Source organism: Caenimonas sp. SL110 (assembly GCF_001044395.1).
GTDB lineage: Bacteria > Pseudomonadota > Gammaproteobacteria > Burkholderiales > Burkholderiaceae_C > Ramlibacter.
In genome coordinates, this window is the sequence record NZ_JANU01000038.1 from 1 (window position 1) to 20,185 (window position 20,185).

A 20,185-nucleotide genomic window follows, 5' to 3' on the forward strand; every position below is an offset into this window, starting at 1 on the left:
TTTGCGGCCCTGAGCCGACGCCGCCGTGCCCCCACCCCAGCCCTCCCCCAGTGGGGGAGGGAGCGGGGGAGGAATACCGCGACTGCATCGTCACCGAGGCCGGCAAGGCCTCACGATGCGCAAACGGGTCCTGCTCGATCAGATAAGGAATGTCCGTCGCCTTGGCCCATGGCAATGAATCCAGGGGCAGCCGGAAACCCATTGGCGAATCGCCGGGATAGAGATAGAGGCGGTCATCGCGCAGGAACCAGGGACTCGTCACCCAGCGCGGTCCACCCAGCTGCGGATTGCCTTCGGTCGCCACGCCCAGCGGCAGCACATACCCCACGACCGTGTCGAGCTTTTGCTCGAACACACGGCGCAGGCGCACGCGTTCCATCTCGTCGTCCAGGCGCGAATCGAACGGATCGACGTTGACCGGGAGACGCCGCTCACGCCACAGGTAATAGAAGGTGTCTTCGTAGCCGTCCAGGATGTATTCGTTGGTGATGCCCAGCTTGCGCGTCAGCGCGTTGATGAAGCGCCCGGCGTCCTCGCCGGTGTAATGCTCGGGCACGCTTTCATCGCCGAACAGCGAAGCATCGCTCCAGCACGGCTGGCCGTCGGCGCGCCAGTAGATCGACAGCGCCCATCGCGGCAGCTGCTCGCCCGGATACCACTTGCCCTGCCCGAAATGCAGGAAGCCGCCCTTGCCGTATTCATCGCGCAGCTTGTGGACCAGCTGGGTCGCGTAGCTGCGCTTGGTGGGGCCCAGCGCATCGGTGTTCCACTCAGCGGCGTCGCGATCGGAGGTCGCGACAAAGGTCGGCTCGCCGCCCATCGTGAGGCGCACATCGCCCGCCACCAGTTCGCGGTCGACAGCTTCGCCGAGCGCGAGCACCTTGGCCCATTGCTCGTCGTCGTAAGGCTTGGTCACGCGCGGCGATTCGTAGATGCGCGTCACCTGCATGTGATGCGCGAACTCGACTTCGGCGTCGTCCACCAGGCCTTCGATAGGCGCTGCGCCTGACGGCTGCGGCGTGCAGGCCAGCGGTATGTGGCCTTCGCCGGCGAGCAGGCCCGAGGTCGGGTCCAGCCCGATCCAGCCTGCGCCCGGCAGATAGACCTCGCACCAGGCGTGCAGGTCGGTGAAATCGACCTCGGTGCCGCTCGGGCCATCAAGCGCCTTCACATCCGGCGTCAGCTGGATCAGGTAGCCGGAGACAAACCGCGCCGCCAGCCCGCAATGCCGCAGCAGCTGCACCAGCAGCCAGCCCGAATCGCGGCAGGAGCCGCTGCCGTTGACCAGTGTTTCTTCAGGCGTCTGCACGCCTGGCTCCATGCGGATCAGGTATTTGACGTCGCCCTGCACCTGCTGGTTGATGGCGACAAGAAAGTCGATGGTGGCCTTCTCGCTGCGATCGACGCGTTCGAGATAGCCCTTGAGCATGGGCGTGAGCGGCTCGGCGGCGAGGTAGGGAGCGAGCTCCTGCGCGAGCAAGGGCTCGTACTTGAACGGAAACTTTTCTGCGCTCGGTTCCAGGAAGAAATCGAACGGGTTGTAGACCGCCATCTCGACCACGATGTCTACCGTGATCTTGAACTCGGTGGTTTTTTCGGGAAAGACCAGCCGCGCCTGGTAGTTGGCGAACGGGTCCTGCTGCCAGTTGATGAAGTGATCGGCAGGCTCGACCTTCAGCGAATACGAGATGACGTTGCTACGCGAATGGGGCGCGGGCCGCAATCGAACGACCTGCGGCCCGAGCTGGACCGGGCGGTCGTATTTGTAGTGGGTGACGTGGTTCAGCGCGGCATGGATCGACATGCTGGGGATACTAGCAAGTCTGGGGCCGGGAGTGTGTTTTTGGCAGTAGTGCGCAGCGGCTTTCGTGCTGTAGGCGCATCGGCAGGGCGCGCCGTTGAGCAGCGTCATGCTGAATCAGGAGACCGCAAGGGGAGGCCAGATCGCGCCGGCGTTGCTGGGCGTGGTGCTGGGCACGGCTGCGCAATTGCAGCAGGCGCAGCTATGGGGCTGGGAGGCCTATCTGTTCCTGGCGCTCTGTGGCTTCCTGTCTTTCTCCCTCCCCCGCTGGGGGAGGGCAGGGGTGGGGGCAGCCCTACGCTCCCTCACCATCTTCCTCTCCGCCACCCTCCTGGTGTTCTCCCTCACCGCCCTGCGCGCCACCGCCTTCCTCGCTGACGCCCTGTCCCCCTCCATCGAGGGCCGCGACATCACTGTCACCGGCATCGTCTCGGCAATGCCGCAGCGCTCGGACATCGGCATCCGCTTTCGCTTTGACACCGAGTCCGCGCGCGTCGCCGACCAGCCCGTGCGAATCCCGCCGCGCATCTTGCTCGGCTGGTACAACGACGCGCAGCGCGCCTCGCCCGAGCTGCGCGCAGGCGAACGCTGGCAGTTCAACGTGCGCCTGAAGGCACCGCACGGCAACAGCAATCCGCACGGGTTCGACTATGAGCTGTGGTTGTGGGAGCAGGGCTTGCAGGCCACCGGCTATGTGCGAACCGACCCCCGGGACGAGCCGTTGCGTCTGGCCCAGACGTGGCGGCGACCGATCGAGCTGGCACGTCAATCGGTGCGCGATGCCATCCTGAATCATGTGCAGGACCGAAAGGCGGCCGGCATCCTCGCGGCACTCGTCGTGGGTGACCAGAATGCCATCGAGCGCGCCGACTGGGATATTTTTCGAGCGACCGGTGTTGCCCATCTCATGAGCATTTCCGGGCTGCACGTCACCATGTTTGCGTGGGCTGCGTCATTGGCCATCGGGTTTGCGTGGCGGCGCAGCCGCAGGCTTTGCCTGCGGCTGCCCGCCCAGCATGCGGCGCTCGCAGGCGGCATCGTGCTGGCCACGGCGTATGCACTTTTTAGCGGCTGGGGCGTGCCCGCGCAGCGCACGGTCTGGATGCTGGCGACGGTCGGCATCCTTCGTTTCTCGGGCCGCCGCTGGCCGTGGCCCCATGTCTGGCTGGTCGCCTGTGCAGTGGTCGTCGTCATCGATCCGTGGGCCTTGCTGCAACCGGGTTTCTGGCTGAGTTTTGTGGCGGTGGGCGTGCTGTTTGCTGCCGGTCCTGCAGCCAGCGACAGCGAACCCGCCAGCCGCATGCAGAAAGGGCGCGCCATGCTGATGTCCGCATGGCGCGAGCAATGGATCGTGACGGTTGCGCTCACGCCGCTCACGCTCTTGCTGTTCGGCCAGGTGTCGGTGGTCGGCCTGCTGGCGAACGCCTTCGCGATTCCCTGGGTCACGCTGGTAGTGACGCCCTTGTCGCTTCTGGGCATTGCCCTTCACCGTATCTGGGATGCGGCTGCGTGGGCGGTGCAGGCGCTGGCAGCATGGCTTGAGTTGCTGGCGGCATTTCCTTTGGCCACGGTGTCGCTGCCGACGGCGCCGCTCTGGGCAGGCGTTGCAGGCGTGGTCGGCGGATTGCTGCTGGTCATGCGCTTGCCTGCGGGCATCCGCCTGCTGGGGCTGCCGCTCCTGTTTCCGGTGCTGGTCTGGCAGGGCACCCGACCGGCGCAAGGGCAGTTCGAGTTGATGGCCGTGGACATCGGGCAGGGCAACGCTGTCGTTGTGCGGACGGCGTCGCACACCCTGATGTACGACGCGGGTCCGCGCTACAGCGCTGAAAGCGATGCGGGTCATCGGGTCATCGTGCCGCTGCTTCGTGCCAGGGGAGAGCGTGTCGATGTGCTGATGCTCAGCCACCGCGACAGCGACCATACCGGCGGCGCGGCGGCAGTGCTGGCGATGCACAAGCACGCCATGCTGCACAGCTCACTCGAAGAGGGCCACGAATTGCAGGCGCTGCGGCCATCGAGGCGATGCGAAGCGGGCCAGCGCTGGCAGTGGGACGGCGTGGACTTCGAGGTGATGCACCCTCGCGCGCAGGACTATGAGTCGGCCGTGAAACCCAATGCGATTTCTTGCGTGCTGCGCGTGTCCAACGGCGCAAGCACGGCGCTGCTCGCTGGCGATATCGAGGCGGCGCAGGAAGCGCGGCTCGTGCGTGAATCGATGCAGGGGCAGCTTCGGGCCGACCTGCTGCTCGTGCCGCATCACGGCAGCAAAACCTCATCGACAGGCGATTTTCTCGGCGCGGTTGCGCCTTCGCATGCCATCGTGCAGGCCGGCTACCGCAACCGGTACGGGCATCCGGCACCGGTTGTGATGGACAGGTACCGCGAACGTGCGATTGCGGTGACGGCGTCACCGGATTGCGGCGCCGCGACCTGGGACTCGGCCCGTGCTTTCACAGTTGCGTGCCACCGGACTGGCGATCCGCGCTACTGGCGTCACCGGTCGGCACCATAATCGCCAGCCATGCCTCATCGCCCCGAATCCATCGCCGCTGTTGCAGTCATCCTGCCCGCCTACAACGAAGAAGCTACGGTAGAAGCGGTGATCCGCGCGTTCCGTGCGGCCTTGCCCGACGCGGCGCTCTACGTGGTTGACAACAACTCGCAGGACGCCACGGCGCGGGTCGCGGCAGACGTTTTGGCCGCCCTCGGATGCGAAGGCGGCGTGATCCACGAGCCGCGCCAGGGCAAGGGCAATGCGTTGCGCCGCGCGTTCATGGAAGTCGATGCGCAGGTGTACCTGATCGCCGACGCAGACCTGACCTACCCCGCCGATCGCGCGATGGACCTGATCGCGCCTGTGCTGCAGGGCCGCGCCGACATGGTCGTGGGCGACAGGCAATCGGGCGGCCATTACGAGCGCGAAAACAAGCGCCGCCTGCACGGCTTGGGCAACCGGCTGGTCGGCGGCCTGATCAACTTCTTTTTCAGCAGCCGGATTCGCGACCCCATGAGCGGCTACCGCGCCTGCAGCCGCACCTTCATCAAGAACTATGCGTTGCTGGTCGAGGGCTTCCAGATCGAGACCGACATCACGCTGCATGCGCTCGACAAGCGTTTTCGAATCCTGGAGCTGCCGGTGGAATACGTGGACCGTCCGCCAGGGAGCGAGTCGAAACTGAGCACGGTGACCGATGGCGCCAAGGTGCTGTTCACCATCCTGCAGATCCTGCGCTACTACCGGCCGCTCGCGTTTTTCACGACGATTGCTGCGGTGTGCGTGGCGGCGGGGCTCATCGCAGCCATCCCGGTCTTTGACGATTGGCTCCGGTATCGCTACATCTATCACGTGCCGCTGGCCATCCTGGCTGCTGCGCTGGAGATCGTGGCGGCGCTCATGCTGGCAGTGGGCCTGGTGCTCGACAGCATCGCGCACCAGCAAAAGACCAACTACGAGCTGCGACTGCTCTCCGGGCGATGACAGTGGCAGACGGATTCGTGCGGCGGTTTCGCTCGCAGGTGGGCTGGTATCTGGCCGTGGGCGCCATCGGTTTCGCGGCCGATGCGCTGGCGTATCTTTTCTTTGCGCATGTGATCGGATGGCCGGTCGTGGCCTCGCGGCTGGCTGCGTTCGTGCCGGCGACCCTGATCACCTGGGCCATCAACCGCCGCTGGACTTTCGCGCGGGCGCCGGGTGAGGCCGACAGGCCTGTGCAGCAATACCTGCGTTACCTGTCGGTGCAGGGCGCGGGCATCGTCGTGAGCTTCGTCACGTTCCAGATCGTGCTGTCGGCGCTGCCCGGACGCGATTTTGTAGCGCTGGCCGCCGGGTCTGCCGTGGCCCTGCTGCTGAACTTTGCCGGTTCACGCTGGCTGGTGTTCACCGGCAAGCAGGGCGACCCTTCGCTGCTCGTGGTGGCCGCGTTCGGTGCGGTGTCTATGGTCCTGGGCCAGGACACGAACTGGGACCTCTATAACTACCACCTGTACAACGCCTGGGCGTTTCTCACCGGTCGCCTGCACACCGACCTGGCGCCTGCAGGCATGCAGACCTATTTCAATCCGCTGATCGAGTTGCCGTATTACTGGATGGCGATGAACCTGCCCGCGCCTGCCGTGGCCTTCATCATGGGTGCGGCCCACGGCATCACGCTGCTCCTGGTGGCGTCCATCGTCCGGCGCGTGAGGCCCCAGGCGTCCACGCGAGAAGTCTGGCTGCTCGCGCTCGCCGGCTGCACGGGCGCGGCCTTTCTCGCAGGCTTCGCCACGACGATGGGCGACAACACCACGGCGCTGCTGGTGCTCGGCGCGTTCGTGCTTTGCCTCAGGGGTCTGGGCAGTGACCGCGTTGCCATCTTCGTCGTCGCCGGTCTGATGGTCGGCGCGGCCACGGGCCTCAAACTCACCAACGCGGTCTATGCGGTCGGACTGGCTGCTGCCTTGCTGGTCACCGGCATGCCGTGGCGCTGGCGGCTTCGCTCGGTCACTGCGCTGACGGCGGGCGGCATCGCAGGCATCGCGCTCACGGCGGGCTTCTGGTTCTGGATGATGTGGCAGCAGTTCGGAAACCCGCTGTTCCCGCAGTTCAACTCGATCTTCGGATCGCCGATGGCCAGCCCGATGGGCATGGGTGATCCACGCTGGGGACCCAAGACGGCTTTCGAGTGGGTGGCGTATCCGTTCGTGTTCATACACAATCCGTTTCGTATTGGCGAAATGCCGCTGCGGCAATTGCTCTGGCCTGCGGTCTATGTGGCTTTCATCGCATGGGGCGCGGTCACTCTGGTCCGGCGTGACAAGCCAATCCTTGCCGATGGCAGCCGGATGGTTTTTGCATACGTCAGCGTGAGCTACCTCTTGTGGCTCGCGATTTTCGGCATCGGCCGCTACACCGTGGCGATGGAAGTGCTGCTGCCCCTCATGCTGTGGCTGCTGCTGGAGCAGATCTGGCCCGATCGCGCCTGGGCTCGCAGGGCAGGCATTGCGGTCATCGCCGTGGCCGTCCTCACCAGCGTGATTCCGTTTCGCACCTGGGGTCATGCCTCGTTTGCCGAACGCAGCTTCCGCGTGCCCGACCTCGGCCTGGCCGATCCGTCCCGCGACACCCTCATGCTGATTGCGCAGCCGGTGGCCTGGATGGCGGTTCACCTGCCGCCCGAACTCGCCTTCGTCTCGATGTTCAACTTCCCGGAATCGCCGGCCTACATCCGCCGCGCCGAGGAGATCTTCAAGGCGCGCGGCGGCCAGGTCTGGGCCGTGCTGCCCGCTGCCACCGACACCACCGCGCGAAACGTGGGCCGCTTCAACGAGTGGGCGGGCCGGCAGAACTTTGCGGCTGATGGCACGGCTTGCCTGGGCGTGAAGGCCGCACTGAAATTGTCCAGCCGCTATCGTGCGTACAAGCAGCGTCCGGGCGGCCTGTGCCAGTTCGATCCGCCTGCCAACGAGGTCAGGCGCGACCTGGACGCAGAAGACCTGGCCACCGCGCAGTTGTGGGCGACTCACCTTCGCACCCGCTCTTATGAACTGGACATCGCCAGCTGCAAGCGGCTGACGGCCTACATGGGCCAATCGCCGCAGGCCTTTCGCCTGTGCCGCGTCAAGCGCTGATCGCACGCCGCCCTCTGCACGGACCCCGGGCAAACATGAACTGATTTTGGCCCGCAGGGGGTCCGGAACTTGCTAAGCTAGGGGCGGAGAAACGCTACATGCACAAATTCGACGAGATGTTCGAGCGCTTGCCCGAGAGCGGCAATTTTCAGTTCCAGAGCCAGTCCATGGGCGGGATGAACCAATCGCAGATGCAAGGGGTGCGGGAGCACTACCGGGACTATGCGCAGTGGCTGGCCCGCCAGCCCGAAGAGTCCATGCGGGCCCGGCGCGAAGAAGCGGAAATGATCTTTCGCCGGGTCGGCATCACCTTTGCCGTCTACGGCGCCAAGGATGAAGACGGCGCGGGGACCGAGCGGCTGATTCCGTTCGACCTGATCCCGCGCATCATCCCGGCCCACGAATGGGCCAGCATGGAAAAGGGGCTGGTGCAGCGCGTCACCGCGCTCAACCGGTTCCTGCACGACGTCTATCACGACCAGGAAATCATCCAGGCCGGCATCGTTCCGGCCGAGCAGATCCTGAACAACTCGCAGTTCCGCAAGGAGATGATGGGTGTCTACACGCCGCATCATGTCTATTCGCACATCGCAGGCGTGGACATCGTGCGTGCACCCAATGCGCAGGGCGAAGGCGAGTATTACGTGCTCGAAGACAACCTTCGCGTGCCCAGCGGCGTGAGCTACATGCTCGAAGACCGCAAGATGATGATGCGGCTCTTCCCCGACCTTTTCAGCTCGCACCGCGTGGCACCGGTCATGCATTACCCCGACCTGCTGCTGGAAACCCTGCGCGCCTCGGCCCAGCCCGGGGCACCGGACCCGACGGTGGTCGTGCTCACGCCCGGCATGTACAACAGCGCGTACTTCGAGCACGCGTTCCTGGCGCAGCAGATGGGCATCGAGCTGGTTGAAGGGCAGGACCTGTTCGTGAAGGACCGCTACGTCTACATGCGTACGACGCGCGGACCCAAGCGTGTCGATGTCATCTACCGCCGCGTGGACGACGACTTCCTCGATCCCAAGGTGTTCCGCCCGACGTCCACCCTGGGCACCGAAGGCCTGGTCGATGCGTATCGCGCGGGCAATGTGACGATCTGCAATGCGATCGGCACCGGCATCGCCGACGACAAGTCGATCTATCCCTTCGTGCCCAAGATGATCGAGTTCTACCTGGGCGAAAAGCCGATCCTGAAAAACGTGCCAACCTTCGTGGGCCGCGAAAAGGACGACCTGAAATACATGATGGCCAACCTCAAGGACCTGGTCGTCAAGGAAGTGCACGGTGCAGGTGGCTACGGCATGCTGGTCGGCCCGGCCTCGACCACCGCAGAAATCGAAGACTTCCGCAAGGCGATCGAGGCGAACCCGTCGGGCTACATCGCGCAGCCGACGCTGTCGCTTTCCAGCTGCCCGACGTTTGTCGAGAGCGGCATTGCGCCGCGCCACATCGACCTGCGCCCGTTCGTGCTCTCGGGCAAGGACGTGCAGATGGTCCCCGGCGGCCTGACGCGGGTCGCGCTGAAAGAAGGCTCGCTGGTGGTGAATTCGTCGCAGGGCGGCGGCACCAAGGACACCTGGATCATGGAGGTCTGAATGCTTTCAAGAACCGCAGATCACCTCTTCTGGATGTCGCGCTACACCGAGCGCGCCGAGAACACCGCGCGCATGCTCGATGTGAACTACCAGACATCGCTGCTTCCCCAGTCCAAGGCCGTTGCGCAGGTCGGCTGGCAGGGGCTTTTGTCCATCAGCGAACTGCTGCCCGCCTATGCCGCCAAGCACGGCGAGATCACGCCCAAGGCGGTGATGGAGTTCATGGTCAAGGACGAGAGCAATCCGTCTTCCATCGTGTCCTGCCTGAAGGCCGCCCGCGAAAACGCGCGAGCCGTGAGAGGCTCGCTGACCACCGAAGCCTGGGAAACCCAAAACCAGACCTGGCTCGAAGTCAACCGCATGCTGCGCCAGAATGAATTCGAGCGCGACCCCGGCCAGTTCTTTGAATGGGTCAAGTTCCGATCGCACCTGTCTCGCGGCGTGACCGTGGGCACGATGCTGATGGACGAAGCCCTGCACTTCATGCGGCTGGGCACCTTCCTGGAACGCGCGGACAACACCGCGCGGCTGGTGGATGTGAAGTTCCACGCGGTGCAAAGTGACTTCTTCGGCAACGCCAGCGAGAAGGACCAGGAGTACGACTTCTATCACTGGAGCGCCATCTTGCGCAGCGTCTCGGGCTTCGAGATCTACCGCAAGGTTTATCGCGACGTGATCAAGCCCGAGCGAGTCGCTGACCTCTTGATCCTGCGCGCCGACATGCCCAGATCGCTGCATGCCAGTCTGAATGAAGTGGTGCTGAACCTGGCGGCAGTGGCCAACGACCAATCGGCCGAAACCCAGCGCCGCGCGGGCAAACTCCGGGCCGATCTTCAATACGGCGATATCGAGGAGATTCTGGCCACGGGCTTGCACGCGTTCCTCACGCAGTTTTTGGACCGCGTGAATGAACTGGGCAGCCGCATCAGCCGCGACTTTCTGGTGCCTGCGAGTATTTGAAAGTCGTCGACATATCCAGGCTCCCCGATTGCGTCGAAACCCGGCGCCTGATCATTCGGATTCCCCAGCCGGGCGACGGCCATGTGCACTACGAAGCGCTGGTGGAATCGCTACCCGCGCTCAGGCGCTTCCTGGCGGCGCTGCCCTGGATTGCGGGCGAGCAGAGCGTGGAGTTGTCCGAGGCGATAGCGATGAACGCGCGCAACAATTTCAACGAGCACAAGGACTTCCAGTTCTTCATCTTCGAGAAGGCAGGCGGCCGGTTTGTGGGCGGCTGCGGTTTGTACCGGCTCGACTGGACCCTGCCTCGGGCCGAAGTCGGTTACTGGTGCCGCACGTCCAGCACCGGGCAGGGGTTCATCACCGAAGCGGTGGATGCGATGGTCGGCTATGCCGTCACGCATCTGTCTGCCGTGCGCGTGGAACTGGTGACCGATGAGGACAACCTCGAATCGCGAAAGGTCGCGGACCGCTGTGGCTTTGACCTGGAGGGCGTGCATCGCAACGCCCGACGCGCGCTGGACGGGCAACTGCGCGACATGTGCATGTACGCCAGGGTGATTTGATTCGCGTGATTCGCGTGATTCGCACTGCCCGCACAATCGGTGCCACACCATGAGCCACAACCCGTTCACCCCGCCCACCGCCGAAGTTGCCGACCCGGTCACTTCGATTCCTCCCCAGCCGTCGTCGGTACGGCTTGCGCTTCAACTCGTGATCGGGGCGCTGGTCCTGAGTGCTGCGGCTTACGTCATCCCCGGCATCCGGGTGCCGACGCCGGAAGAAGGCGAGATATCGCTGGTGATGACGATCGTGCTGCTGGCCGTTTTCGGCTCGCTCACGCTGTTCCTGGCGTCGCGGGTGATGAGGGGAAAGAACTGGGCGCGCTTCGTCTTGCTTGCCTATCTGGGCCTGGGCTGGCTCATGGTCGGCATGGAGCTCAACGACAACTTTGTGCGCTCTCCGCTTTCGACCGTGATCGACATCGTGTGCGTCGCGATGGAGGTCGCTGCGATGGTGCTGCTGTTGGGTGGTGCGAGCCAGAGATGGTTCAGTGCGATCCGGCTGTCGCGCGGGAGTTGAATTCGGTATCAGGCTGTCATGCCGGCCCCGGATCGAGTCCGGGGTTGCAATTCATCCGGCATCCACCGCGAAGCGGATGCGGCCGTCGAAGTCATGGATTGCGGATCAAGTCCGCAATGACAGCCAGGGGGTCCGGCATGACAACCTGGGAACAGACTTCAACAGCAGCCGTCAATGACAGCCGTCACGGCCTGTTGTTCAGCGCCTCTTTCACCTCGCGTCCCAGCTCGATCACCGCCATCGCGTAATAGCTCGACCAGTTGTAGCGCGTGATCACATAGAAGTTCTCGGTGCCGGCGATGTACTGCGGCTCCGCGTCGCCATTGAGCAGTTCGACCAGCGCGAGTGGTCCCTTGTGCTCCAGCGCTTTCCCTTCGAGCACGGCGCCGTTCGCAGTGAAGCTGGCGACGCTGAAGGTCGGCAGGATGTCAGGCGCGAGCAGCACGTCCTTTTGCAGCTTCGCCATGTCAAAGCTCACCGGGTAGTGCGTGGGCATTCCCGTGTTCCAGCCGTAGCTCTTGAAGTAGTTGGCCACCGACCCGATCACGTCTGGCGTGCTGCGGGTGAGATCGATCCTGCCGTCGCCGTCAAAGTCTACCGCCCACTTCGCCCAGCTGGTCGGCATGAACTGCGGCATGCCGACAGCGCCCGCATAGCTACCCAGCGGCGCGAGCGGATCGGTGCCTGCGCTTTCCTGCAGCACGATGAACTGTTCGAGTTCGCCCTGGAAGTACTTGGTCCGCTCGGCGGCGCGTGGGTGGGACGCGGGAAAGTCGAACGAGAGCGTGGCCAGCGCATCGATCACTCGGAAGTTGCCCAGCTGCCGGCCATAGATGGTCTCGACACCGATGATGCCCACGATCATTTCCGCCGGAACGCCGTATTCTTTTTCTGCCCGCTCCAGCACGGCGCGGTTCTCCGTCCAGAACCTGACGCCGGCGCCGATGCGGATCGGATCGATGAATCGGCTGCGGTAGACGCGCCAGTTCTTGGGGCTGGTCGCCGGGGCGGGCTGCATGAGCCGTGCGACCACCGGCAGCATCTGCGCCTGGCCGATGATGCGCCGTACGCGTTCGGGATCCAGGCCGCGGCGCTGCGCCACGCCATCGGCGAACGCCATCGCCGCTTCACTCGATGCATAGGGAACGCCGCGCGCACTGTTGCGTTCACCGTTGGCAATCGACTGCCTGGGCTTGGCTTGCGCAACGGACTCAGATGGGGCGCTGGCGAAAGCTGCCAGCAGTGCAATTGCAAAAACGCGAGAGATCAAGGGAGATGCATTCAAGTGGTTCGGGCCGGCCACGCAAGGCGCTTGAATTCACGTTGCAGCGCGGCCAGGTCGGTATTGGGGTTTCGAGAATATCGCAGGGTTTCCAACCTCAGCAGCCAATCTGCCAGCGCGGCGCCGGCATCGCCGAAGCGGTGTGTGACAACATTCGCAATCTGGCGCGGTGGCGCTGCCGATGGAAGCTCGACGCCGTGCTCTTGTAGCCGCTTGCGCGTCTTGTGCAGCAACCTCAGCCAGGGGTCGTGCTGCCGCCGGTCCCACAGGGTCCACAAGGCGCCGGCCGACGCCACTGTGACGATGATGGCGATCAGCACATAGCTCAGGTCTTCCCAGCTCGGCGATTCGAAGCCCAGGTCCTTGAGCATGTTCAGCTGCTTGCTCTGCGTGTAGTTGAGCACCCACTGGTTCCATGAATTGTTGAGCGCCTCCCAGGCGGCACGCATGTTGGCCGACAAGGTCGGCGTCACCGAACTGAAGGCGGACGCCAACACGCCTTGCGGCGCCTGCAGGCGCTGGAACGAACCCGTGCGGCCCGGCGCCACCGCAGAGGTCGGGTCTACACGCACCCAGCCGCGCCCGTCGAGCCAGACCTCGGTCCATGCGTGCGCATCGCTTTGCCGGATCACCCAGAAGCCATCGACCGTGTTGCGCTCTCCCCCCTGGTAGCCGGTCACGATGCGCGCGGGTATGCCCGCTGCACGCATCAGGATCGCGAACGCCGAAGCAATGTGTTCGCAAAAACCTTCCTTGCGATCGAACCAGAATTCATCTGCGGTGTGTGTGCCGTAAACGCCGGGTTCCAGCGTGTACTGGTAGTTGCCATTGCGCAGGTGGTCCAGCGCGGCGCGCACGAAGGCCTCGGACCCGCCCTCGACCACACCGGGCTTGCGCCCGAGTTCGCCTGCCAGCATCAGCGTGCGCGGGTTGAAGCCCACCGGCAGGTCGACGTATTCCGGCAGCACCGCCGAACGCGCGCCCGACCCGTGCCTGAACGTGACGTGGCTTTCGGCGCGATAGCGAACGAGGTCGGTGATGGGGCGATTGGCCAGCCACAGCAACTCGCTGGTCATCACGGTTTCGAAGCCGGGCACCACGGGCGGCTTGATGGCCGCATCGAGCACCATCAGCCAGGGGCGATTGTTTGGCTCCATCGTCACTTCGTAGCGCACCGGCTCGCCTGCGACCTGCAGGCGCGATGGGCCGGTCACGCTGTTGAAAGTGCGCGTGCCCAGACGCGGCTGCAACGCGCGCCACTCGCGGCCGTCGAACGTGGTGAGCACCGGGCCGCGAAAATACAGGTCGCTTTGCTGCGGCGTCACGCCCTCGAACTTGACGCGCATCGCGATGCTTTCGTCCAGCACGAGGCTCGCGAGATTGCCAACCTGCATGTTCGCGGACAGGCCGCTGCGCCCGCTCATGGCATCGCTGGGAATGCCCCACAGCGGCGCGAAACGCGGAAACAGGACGAACATCACCGCCATTACCGGTGCGCCCAGCAACGTCATCCATCCCGCCGTGCGCAAGGCTTCGCGCAGCGGCGGTTTGCCAACCGGCATGTGGGCGTTGACCAATGCAGTGAGTAGGCCCAGCAGCGCGATGAGCATTGCAGCTGCCGTGAGCAGTGACTGCGAGAAAAAGAAGTTGGTGAGCATCGTGAAGAAGCCCAGGAAGAACACGACGAAGATGTCGCGCCGGGCGCGCAGCTCCAGTGTTTTCAAGGCGAGCAGCACCACGATCATCGTCACGCCCGCATCGCGGCCCAGCACCGTGCGGTGGGTGAACAGCGTCGCGCCGACAGCGATGATGAGCAGCCCGAAGATCCACCATTTGCCGGGCAGCGGCTTGGCGAGCACCGCCAGACGCGCGCGCCACAGCAATACAGCGGCGGCCAGCGCCACGCACCACACCGGCAGGTTGGTCACCTGCGGCAGCACGATCCAGCCGATGACGAGCAGCAAGAAGAGCGTGTCGCGGCCATCGCGTGGCAGGGCGCGCAGGTTGCGAACAGGGTCCATCAGCATGTGGCGAGTGCCTCCAGGCAGCGCCTGCGGTGTGCCTCGCCCGAGTCAGGCTTGATCTGCTGGGTGGGCAGGCGCAGGCCGAAATCCATGCCGAGCTTGTCGGCCTGCAACACCCAGGCCGTGAGGCGCGAGAGCTTGGCTTCGGTGTCCAGGTGGCCGGCGGTGGCGAAGTCGAGCCACAGCTCGAAACGCTGGGCCTGCTGGGTATCGCGGCTCACGAGTTCGTCTGCCTTCGCGGCTTTTTTCCAGACGACCATCTTGAGTGGGTCGCCGCGCCGGTAGGCACGCACGCCATCGAACTCACCGGTGTTTTGCTGGCGCGCGGCGCCGCCGCCGCCTGATCGCGGCTCGCCCGGTGGCAGCGGCGGGGGAAAGGGTTCGGGGCGTGGATAGACCAGCACCTGCGCGGCGGGTCGCCACACGGTCCAGACGCGGAATGTGCCCAGCGGGAAGCGTGTCTCTGCCGTGAGGGGCGGCACGCGATGCAGGCCGCGATGTTCGGGTTTGAAGGCGACATGCACCATGGCGCTGCCCTGCGCGGGCACGTCGGTCCAGACCCAGCGGTCGTCGTGCGTGGCGTCGAGCACAGCCATGCCGATGCCGTGCCGGGTGGCGTTGCGCTCGTTGATCAATGAGATGGAAAGCGTGGCACTGACGCCTGCGAATTGCGCATCCGGCAACAGCAGCTTCATCGTCATGCCGCGCAGCGTGGCGTGACAGACGTGCATGCCGACGACGGCGCTACCGGCCAGCAGGAAGGTCAGCAGGTAGCCGAGGTTCAGCTGATAGTTGATCGAGCCGATGAGCAGGATGACGAGCGTTGCGAACAGCATGAAGCCGGGGCGGGTCGGCAGGATGTAGACGTTGCGCTGCGTCAGCGTGATCGTGTCCGACAGCGGCAGGCGCGATTGCCACCATTGGCGAAAGCGCCCGCGCGCGAAGGTGAAGGGGTTGAGGGTGATCGCGTTCACGATATGGAGCGGCCGTCATGCCGCCGTCGCAGCCGCATCTCACCCCGCCTGTCATGCCGGGCTTGACCCGGCATCCACCGCGAAGCGGCGACGGCCTTTGAAGACATGGATTGCGGATCGAGTCCGCAATGGCAGCCGGCAGTCATGGCAGCGGGACCGCCTCGATCATGGCGCGGACCTGTTCGATGGGGCCGCGACCCGCGTCCCCGACAGGTACCAGCCGGTGCGCAATCGTCTGCGGCAGTATTGACTGCACGTCGTCCGGCGCCACGTAGTCACGCCCGCTGAGCAGCGCTTGCGCTTTTGCCGCGCGAATCACCGAAATGCCGGCACGCGGCGAAAGGCCCTGCAGGAACCACCGACCCGAGCGGCTCGCGGCAATCAGGTCCTGCACGTAGTTGAGCAGCGCGTCCGACGAATGCACCTGCAGCACCTGCTGCTGCAGCAGCTGCAGATCCACCGGCGTCATCGTGCTGTGCATCGTCTCGACCATGCCCCGTCGATCCGCGCCACTGAGCAACTCACGCTCGGCGGCGCGATCGGGATAGCCCAGCGATATCCGCATCAGGAAGCGATCGAGCTGTGACTCGGGCAGCGCGAACGTGCCGAGCTGGTCATGCGGGTTCTGCGTGGCAATGACGAAAAATGGCGAGGGCAAAGGGCGCGTCTCGCCTTCGACGGTGACCTGCTTTTCTTCCATCGCTTCGAGCAGGGCGCTTTGCGTCTTGGGACTGGCCCGGTTGATCTCGTCGGCCAGCAGCACCTGCGCGAACACAGGCCCCGGATGGAACACGAAAGCCTCCTTTTGCCGTTCATAGATCGACACACCTGACAGATCGCTCGGCATCAGGTCGGCGGTGAACTGCACCCGTGAAAAATGCAGGCCGAAAGCCCTCGCAAGCGCATGGGCCAGCGTGGTCTTGCCAACGCCGGGAACGTCCTCAATTAATAGGTGTCCTCCAGCGAGCAGGCATGCCACGCAGTCCTGCACCTGGTCGGCTTTTCCGACAAGCACCGTGTTAAGCTGATCGAGGAGGGCCTTGAGTTTTTGTTGAGCTTCCATCAGGCAGCACGTTATCCCAAATTACCCTCAAGCGAGCGCGAGACATGGGCAAAACCGGGTATTTCACTCACCCAGACTGCAGGCGACACGAGATGGGCCCAGGGCATCCTGAATGCCCCGAGCGACTCGACGCCATCGAAGACCGGCTTCTGGTCACCGGCGTTGGCGACGCACTGGAGCGGCGCGAAGCGCCGATGGCCACGCCTGAAAACATCACGCTGGCGCACGCGCGCAGGCATGTCGAGGCCATCGACGAATTGCGCACCCGCCTGGCGAAACACATCGCCGACGGCGGGCGCGCCTACGCGCAGATCGATCCCGATACGTCATTGAACGGCAGTTCATGGAATGCGGCCATGCGGGCCAGCGGCGCCGTGATTGCTGCTGTCGATGCAGTGATGTCCGGCGAACTGGAGAACGCGTTTTGCGCCGTGAGGCCGCCGGGCCACCACGCCTGCCATGACCGGTCCATGGGCTTTTGCATCTTCAACCAGGTGGCGGTCGGCGCGCGTTACGCGATCCAGCAGCACGGACTCAAGCGCGTGGCCATTGTCGATTTCGATGTGCACCACGGCAACGGCACCGAAGACATCCTGTCGGACGATCCGCGTGTGCTCATGGTCGGCATCTTCCAGCACCCTTTTTATCCAGGCACCGGCTACGACTCTCCCGCCGACAACATGGTCAACGTCCCGGTACCCGCCTACACCAAGGGCGATGTGATCCGCGGCCTGATTGAAAAGAACTGGATGCCGCGCCTGGAGGAATTCAAGCCCGAGATGATCTTCATCAGCGCGGGCTTCGATGCGCATCGTGAAGACGACCTGGGCCAACTGGGCCTGGTCGAAGCGGACTACACCTGGATGACGCAGCGCATCAAGGAAGTCGCCAACAAGTATTCGCAGGGGCGCATCGTGTCGTCGCTGGAGGGTGGGTACAACCTGAGCGCGCTGGGCCGCAGTGTTGAAGCGCACCTTCGGGCCCTGGCCGATCTCTAGATCTTTTCCCGGGAATGCACATGGAAGACGCAGTTTTGTATCAGCGTGACGACCGGGGCGTGATCACGCTCACGCTTAATCGCCCGGCCAACTTCAATTCACTGAGCGAGGAGATGCTCGCAGCATTGCAGGCCGCGCTCGACAAGGTCGCGCAGGACGAGTCGGCGCGGGTGGTGGTGATCGCTGCAGCGGGCAAGGCGTTTTGTCCGGGACACAACCTCAAGGAGATGGTGGGAACGCCCGAGTTGGCGTACTACCAGAAGCTCTTTGCGCAGTGCAGCCGGGTGATGCTGGCGATCCTGAAGCTGCCGGTGCCGGTGATTGCGCGCGTGCATGGCATTGCAACGGCGGCTGGTTGCCAGCTGGTTGCGCAGTGCGATCTGGCGGTCGCATCCGACAACGCGAGCTTTGCGGTCAGTGGCGTGAATTACGGCCTGTTCTGCTCCACGCCCAGCGTGCCCTTGCTGCGCAACATGGCACCCAAGCAGGCGATGGAAATGCTGGTCACGGGTGACTTCATCACGGCGCAGCAGGCGAAGGAGCGTGGTCTGGTCAATCGTGTCGTGCCGTTGGAGATGCTGGACGCCGAAGTCGCGAAACTCGTCGACAGTGTGCTCGCCAAGCCTCGCGCCGCGATTGCGATGGGCAAGGAATTGTTCTACCGCCAGCGAGAGATGGGCATCGAGGCTGCCTACCAGCTGGCAGGGCAGACGATGGCAGTGAACATGATGGATTCCTGCGCGCAGGAAGGGTTTACCGCGTTCACCGAGAAGCGCAAGCCGAACTGGTCCTAGATGTATGTCATGCCGGACTTGATCCGGCATCCACCGCGCAGCGGCGACGGCCTTTGAAGACATGGATTGCGGATCGAGTCCGCAATGACAGGCCTGTCCGATAGCCGCATCACTTCATCAGCGACGGCAGCCACAAGCTCAATTGCGGAAACGCGATCAGCAGGCCCAGCATCAGCACCATCACCGCCACGAACGGCCAGCAGCCGCGGAAGATCTGGCCCAGCCCCACATCGGGCAGTAGTGAATTCAGCACGAAGAGATTCATGCCCACGGGCGGCGAGATCAAACCGATCTGCACCACCATCACGATCAGCACACCGAACCACACCGGGTCGAAACCCAGCGCCGTCACGATGGGAAAGAACAGCGGAATGGTGAGCAGCACCATCGTGAGCTCTTCCATCACCGTGCCCAGGATCACGTAGATCACCATCATCGCGGCGATCACCATGACGGGCGACAAGCCCAGGTGCGTGATCCACTCTTTCAAGTCGTTGGGCATCGTCGTGAAGTTGACGAAATTGGCGAAGATCGTGGCTGCGATCAGCAGGGTGAACAGCATTGCCGTGGTGCGCGCAGATTCAACCAGCACCTGGAACAGCACGGCCCATGTCATGCGCCTTCTAGCCAGGGCAAACAGGAACGCGCCGAACGCGCCGAAGCCCGCGCCTTCAGTGGCAGTGAAGAGCCCGCCGTAGATGCCGCCAAGCACCACCACCACCAGCAGCGCCACACCCCAGATACCCGCCAGCGCCTTCCAGCGATCGGGCCATGAGGTGCGTTCGCCGGGCGGTGCATGTTCGGGGTCACGTGCCGTCACGATGGCAACGACGCCCATCAGCGATGCAGCAGTCAGCAGACCGGGAATCACGCCTGCAGCAAACAGCTTGCCGATGTTGGTCTGCGTGATGATTCCGTAGATGACCATGATGGTCGAGGGCGGAATCATGATGCCGAGCGTGCCGCCCGCGGCCATGACGCCGGTGGACAGCGGGGCGCTGTAGCCGAGCTTGCGCATCGACGGGTAGGCCACCTTGCTCATGGTCGCTGCTGTCGCAATCGACGAGCCGCAGATTGCGCCGAACCCTGCGCACGCCGCGATGGTCGCGTGTGCAAGGCCGCCGCGCACATGGCCGATGAAAGCGTAGGCGGCCTGGAACAACTCGTGGGCGAGCCCTGCGCGCGCCACGAAGTTGCCCATGAGGATGAACAGCGGAATCACCGATAGTGTGTAGGCAAAGCCCGTCTCATAGACCACTTGCGCCGTGCTGGCGAGTGCGGGCTGCAAGCCACGGGTGAGCCAGACGCCGCCAAAGCCGACCATGCCCATCGCGAACGCGAGCGGCACGCGCAGCAGCGCCAGGAAAAAGATGAGGCCAAATCCGATGAGGGCTTCGATCACAGCGCGGCCCCTTCGCCTTCGGCGCGTTCAACCGGCGGCGATCCCGCGATCACGAGGTGCACCACCCCGGTGAAGGCGCACAGCACGCCCATGCCCCAGATGAAAGGCGCTTTCAGGATTTTCAGTTGCGCCGTGGTCTCGCCCGTTTCCAAAAACTGGTTGCCAGTCTTGAGCATGAGCCAACCCAGCCCGACCAGCATCACGGCGCACAGCACGTTGACGACGACCGATTGCGCGCGAAGTACCCAGCGCGGCATGTAGTGATCGAGCGAATCGAAGGCGACGTGTTCGCCGCGTTCGGACACCAGCGGCAGCGCGGCGAAGATGACGACGACCATCATCAGCTCGGTGAGTTCCAGCGATCCGGGGATCGAGTGATCGAAGAACTTGCGGCCCAGCACGTCGAAGAATGTGAGCGCCATGATGCCGAAGAGCGCCGCACCGGCGAGCAGCCCGCAAAGGATTTCGAGGAGTTTTTTCATGTGTGTGGAGTGCCCTCGCCGGCCATTATGGTTCCTGTTCCCTCTCCCTTTGGGAGAGGGTTAGGGTGAGGGCGGGGGTTCAGGGTAAGGGACGCCCCCCCCCCCCCCCCCCCCCCCCCC

General features: G+C 64.3%; 16 protein-coding genes. 9 read left to right on the forward strand and 7 right to left on the reverse strand.

The features are described from left to right. Positions 1 to 1,804: transglutaminase family protein (locus tag AQ12_RS16915; protein WP_048441130.1), on the reverse strand; the 1,804-nt coding region annotated here is incomplete at its 3' end. A 106-nt stretch (positions 1,805 to 1,910) separates the two neighbouring features. Between AQ12_RS16915 and AQ12_RS16920 the strand changes: the two genes are divergently transcribed. The 7 genes from AQ12_RS16920 to AQ12_RS16950 all read left to right on the forward strand — a co-directional run bounded on the left by AQ12_RS16920 (position 1,911) and on the right by AQ12_RS16950 (position 11,046). Beyond that, positions 1,911 to 4,313 carry a DNA internalization-related competence protein ComEC/Rec2 gene (locus AQ12_RS16920; protein ID WP_048441142.1) on the forward strand — a complete coding sequence of 801 codons (2,403 nt, stop codon included), beginning with the start codon at positions 1,911 to 1,913 and terminating at the stop codon, positions 4,311 to 4,313. A 9-nt stretch (positions 4,314 to 4,322) separates the two neighbouring features. Next, a complete protein-coding gene (locus AQ12_RS16925; protein ID WP_048441131.1) occupies positions 4,323 to 5,279 on the forward strand; it encodes a glycosyltransferase family 2 protein in 957 nt (318 codons plus the stop codon). Next, complete coding sequence (locus AQ12_RS16930) at positions 5,276 to 7,408, forward strand: GtrA family protein (RefSeq protein ID WP_082151651.1); 2,133 nt, start codon at positions 5,276 to 5,278, stop codon at positions 7,406 to 7,408. Before AQ12_RS16925 ends, AQ12_RS16930 begins: the two co-directional genes overlap by 4 nt. Positions 7,409 to 7,506: 98 nt before the next feature. Continuing rightward, the gene (locus AQ12_RS16935) at positions 7,507 to 9,003 is read left to right on the forward strand and encodes a circularly permuted type 2 ATP-grasp protein (RefSeq protein WP_082151652.1); all 1,497 of its coding nucleotides are present in this window, start codon (positions 7,507 to 7,509) and stop codon (positions 9,001 to 9,003) included. Next, a complete protein-coding gene (locus AQ12_RS16940) occupies positions 9,004 to 9,963 on the forward strand; it encodes an alpha-E domain-containing protein (protein ID WP_048441132.1) in 960 nt (319 codons plus the stop codon). Next, positions 9,960 to 10,529 (forward strand): GNAT family N-acetyltransferase, encoded by a 570-nt coding sequence (locus AQ12_RS16945; protein ID WP_048441133.1) that lies wholly within the window; start codon positions 9,960 to 9,962, stop codon positions 10,527 to 10,529. The genes AQ12_RS16940 and AQ12_RS16945 overlap by 4 nt, the downstream gene beginning before the upstream one ends. Positions 10,530 to 10,578: 49 nt before the next feature. Further along, positions 10,579 to 11,046 carry a hypothetical protein gene (locus tag AQ12_RS16950; RefSeq protein ID WP_048441134.1) on the forward strand — a complete coding sequence of 156 codons (468 nt, stop codon included), beginning with the start codon at positions 10,579 to 10,581 and terminating at the stop codon, positions 11,044 to 11,046. A 184-nt stretch (positions 11,047 to 11,230) separates the two neighbouring features. On the opposite strand, the gene mltB is transcribed toward AQ12_RS16950, so the two are convergent. The 4 genes from mltB to AQ12_RS16970 all read right to left on the reverse strand — a co-directional run bounded on the left by mltB (position 11,231) and on the right by AQ12_RS16970 (position 16,389). Beyond that, entirely contained in the window at positions 11,231 to 12,316 is a 1,086-nt protein-coding gene (gene mltB / locus AQ12_RS16955) for a lytic murein transglycosylase B (protein WP_238587749.1), read from the reverse strand. Positions 12,317 to 12,327: 11 nt separating this feature from the next. Continuing rightward, positions 12,328 to 14,355, reverse strand: coding sequence for a DUF3488 and transglutaminase-like domain-containing protein (locus AQ12_RS16960; RefSeq protein ID WP_238587750.1), 2,028 nt, complete (start codon positions 14,353 to 14,355; stop codon positions 12,328 to 12,330). Further along, complete coding sequence (locus AQ12_RS16965; RefSeq protein ID WP_048441136.1) at positions 14,349 to 15,326, reverse strand: DUF58 domain-containing protein; 978 nt, start codon at positions 15,324 to 15,326, stop codon at positions 14,349 to 14,351. Before AQ12_RS16965 ends, AQ12_RS16960 begins: the two co-directional genes overlap by 7 nt. A 142-nt stretch (positions 15,327 to 15,468) precedes the next feature. Continuing rightward, a complete protein-coding gene (locus AQ12_RS16970; protein ID WP_048441137.1) occupies positions 15,469 to 16,389 on the reverse strand; it encodes a MoxR family ATPase in 921 nt (306 codons plus the stop codon). Between the two features lie 44 nt (positions 16,390 to 16,433). On the opposite strand from AQ12_RS16970, the gene AQ12_RS16975 reads away from it, so the two are divergent. Both AQ12_RS16975 and AQ12_RS16980 read left to right on the forward strand, forming a co-directional pair. Then, entirely contained in the window at positions 16,434 to 17,387 is a 954-nt protein-coding gene (locus tag AQ12_RS16975; protein WP_048441138.1) for a histone deacetylase family protein, read from the forward strand. 20 nt (positions 17,388 to 17,407) lie between these two features. After that, a complete protein-coding gene (locus AQ12_RS16980; protein WP_048441139.1) occupies positions 17,408 to 18,181 on the forward strand; it encodes an enoyl-CoA hydratase in 774 nt (257 codons plus the stop codon). Between the two features lie 109 nt (positions 18,182 to 18,290). Here AQ12_RS16980 and AQ12_RS16985 read toward each other — a convergent pair whose 3' ends face one another. Next, positions 18,291 to 19,583 (reverse strand): TRAP transporter large permease, encoded by a 1,293-nt coding sequence (locus AQ12_RS16985; RefSeq protein WP_048441140.1) that lies wholly within the window; start codon positions 19,581 to 19,583, stop codon positions 18,291 to 18,293. Beyond that, positions 19,580 to 20,065, reverse strand: coding sequence for a TRAP transporter small permease (locus tag AQ12_RS16990; protein WP_048441141.1), 486 nt, complete (start codon positions 20,063 to 20,065; stop codon positions 19,580 to 19,582). Before AQ12_RS16990 ends, AQ12_RS16985 begins: the two co-directional genes overlap by 4 nt. Between the last annotated feature and the right edge of the window lie 120 nt (positions 20,066 to 20,185).

What these genes read in the sequence shown, in the direction of transcription:
- AQ12_RS16920 (WP_048441142.1), top strand. Translation starts at nt 1,911, where the DNA reads ATGCTGAATCAGGAGACCGCAAGGGGAGGCCAGATCGCGCCGGCGTTG.
- AQ12_RS16925 (WP_048441131.1), top strand. Translation starts at nt 4,323, where the DNA reads ATGCCTCATCGCCCCGAATCCATCGCCGCTGTTGCAGTCATCCTGCCC.
- AQ12_RS16930 (WP_082151651.1), top strand. Translation starts at nt 5,276, where the DNA reads ATGACAGTGGCAGACGGATTCGTGCGGCGGTTTCGCTCGCAGGTGGGC.
- AQ12_RS16935 (WP_082151652.1), top strand. Translation starts at nt 7,507, where the DNA reads ATGCACAAATTCGACGAGATGTTCGAGCGCTTGCCCGAGAGCGGCAAT.
- AQ12_RS16940 (WP_048441132.1), top strand. Translation starts at nt 9,004, where the DNA reads ATGCTTTCAAGAACCGCAGATCACCTCTTCTGGATGTCGCGCTACACC.
- AQ12_RS16950 (WP_048441134.1), top strand. Translation starts at nt 10,579, where the DNA reads ATGAGCCACAACCCGTTCACCCCGCCCACCGCCGAAGTTGCCGACCCG.
- AQ12_RS16960 (WP_238587750.1), bottom strand. Translation starts at nt 14,355, where the DNA reads ATGCTGATGGACCCTGTTCGCAACCTGCGCGCCCTGCCACGCGATGGC.
- AQ12_RS16970 (WP_048441137.1), bottom strand. Translation starts at nt 16,389, where the DNA reads ATGGAAGCTCAACAAAAACTCAAGGCCCTCCTCGATCAGCTTAACACG.
- AQ12_RS16975 (WP_048441138.1), top strand. Translation starts at nt 16,434, where the DNA reads ATGGGCAAAACCGGGTATTTCACTCACCCAGACTGCAGGCGACACGAG.
- AQ12_RS16980 (WP_048441139.1), top strand. Translation starts at nt 17,408, where the DNA reads ATGGAAGACGCAGTTTTGTATCAGCGTGACGACCGGGGCGTGATCACG.
- AQ12_RS16990 (WP_048441141.1), bottom strand. Translation starts at nt 20,065, where the DNA reads ATGAAAAAACTCCTCGAAATCCTTTGCGGGCTGCTCGCCGGTGCGGCG.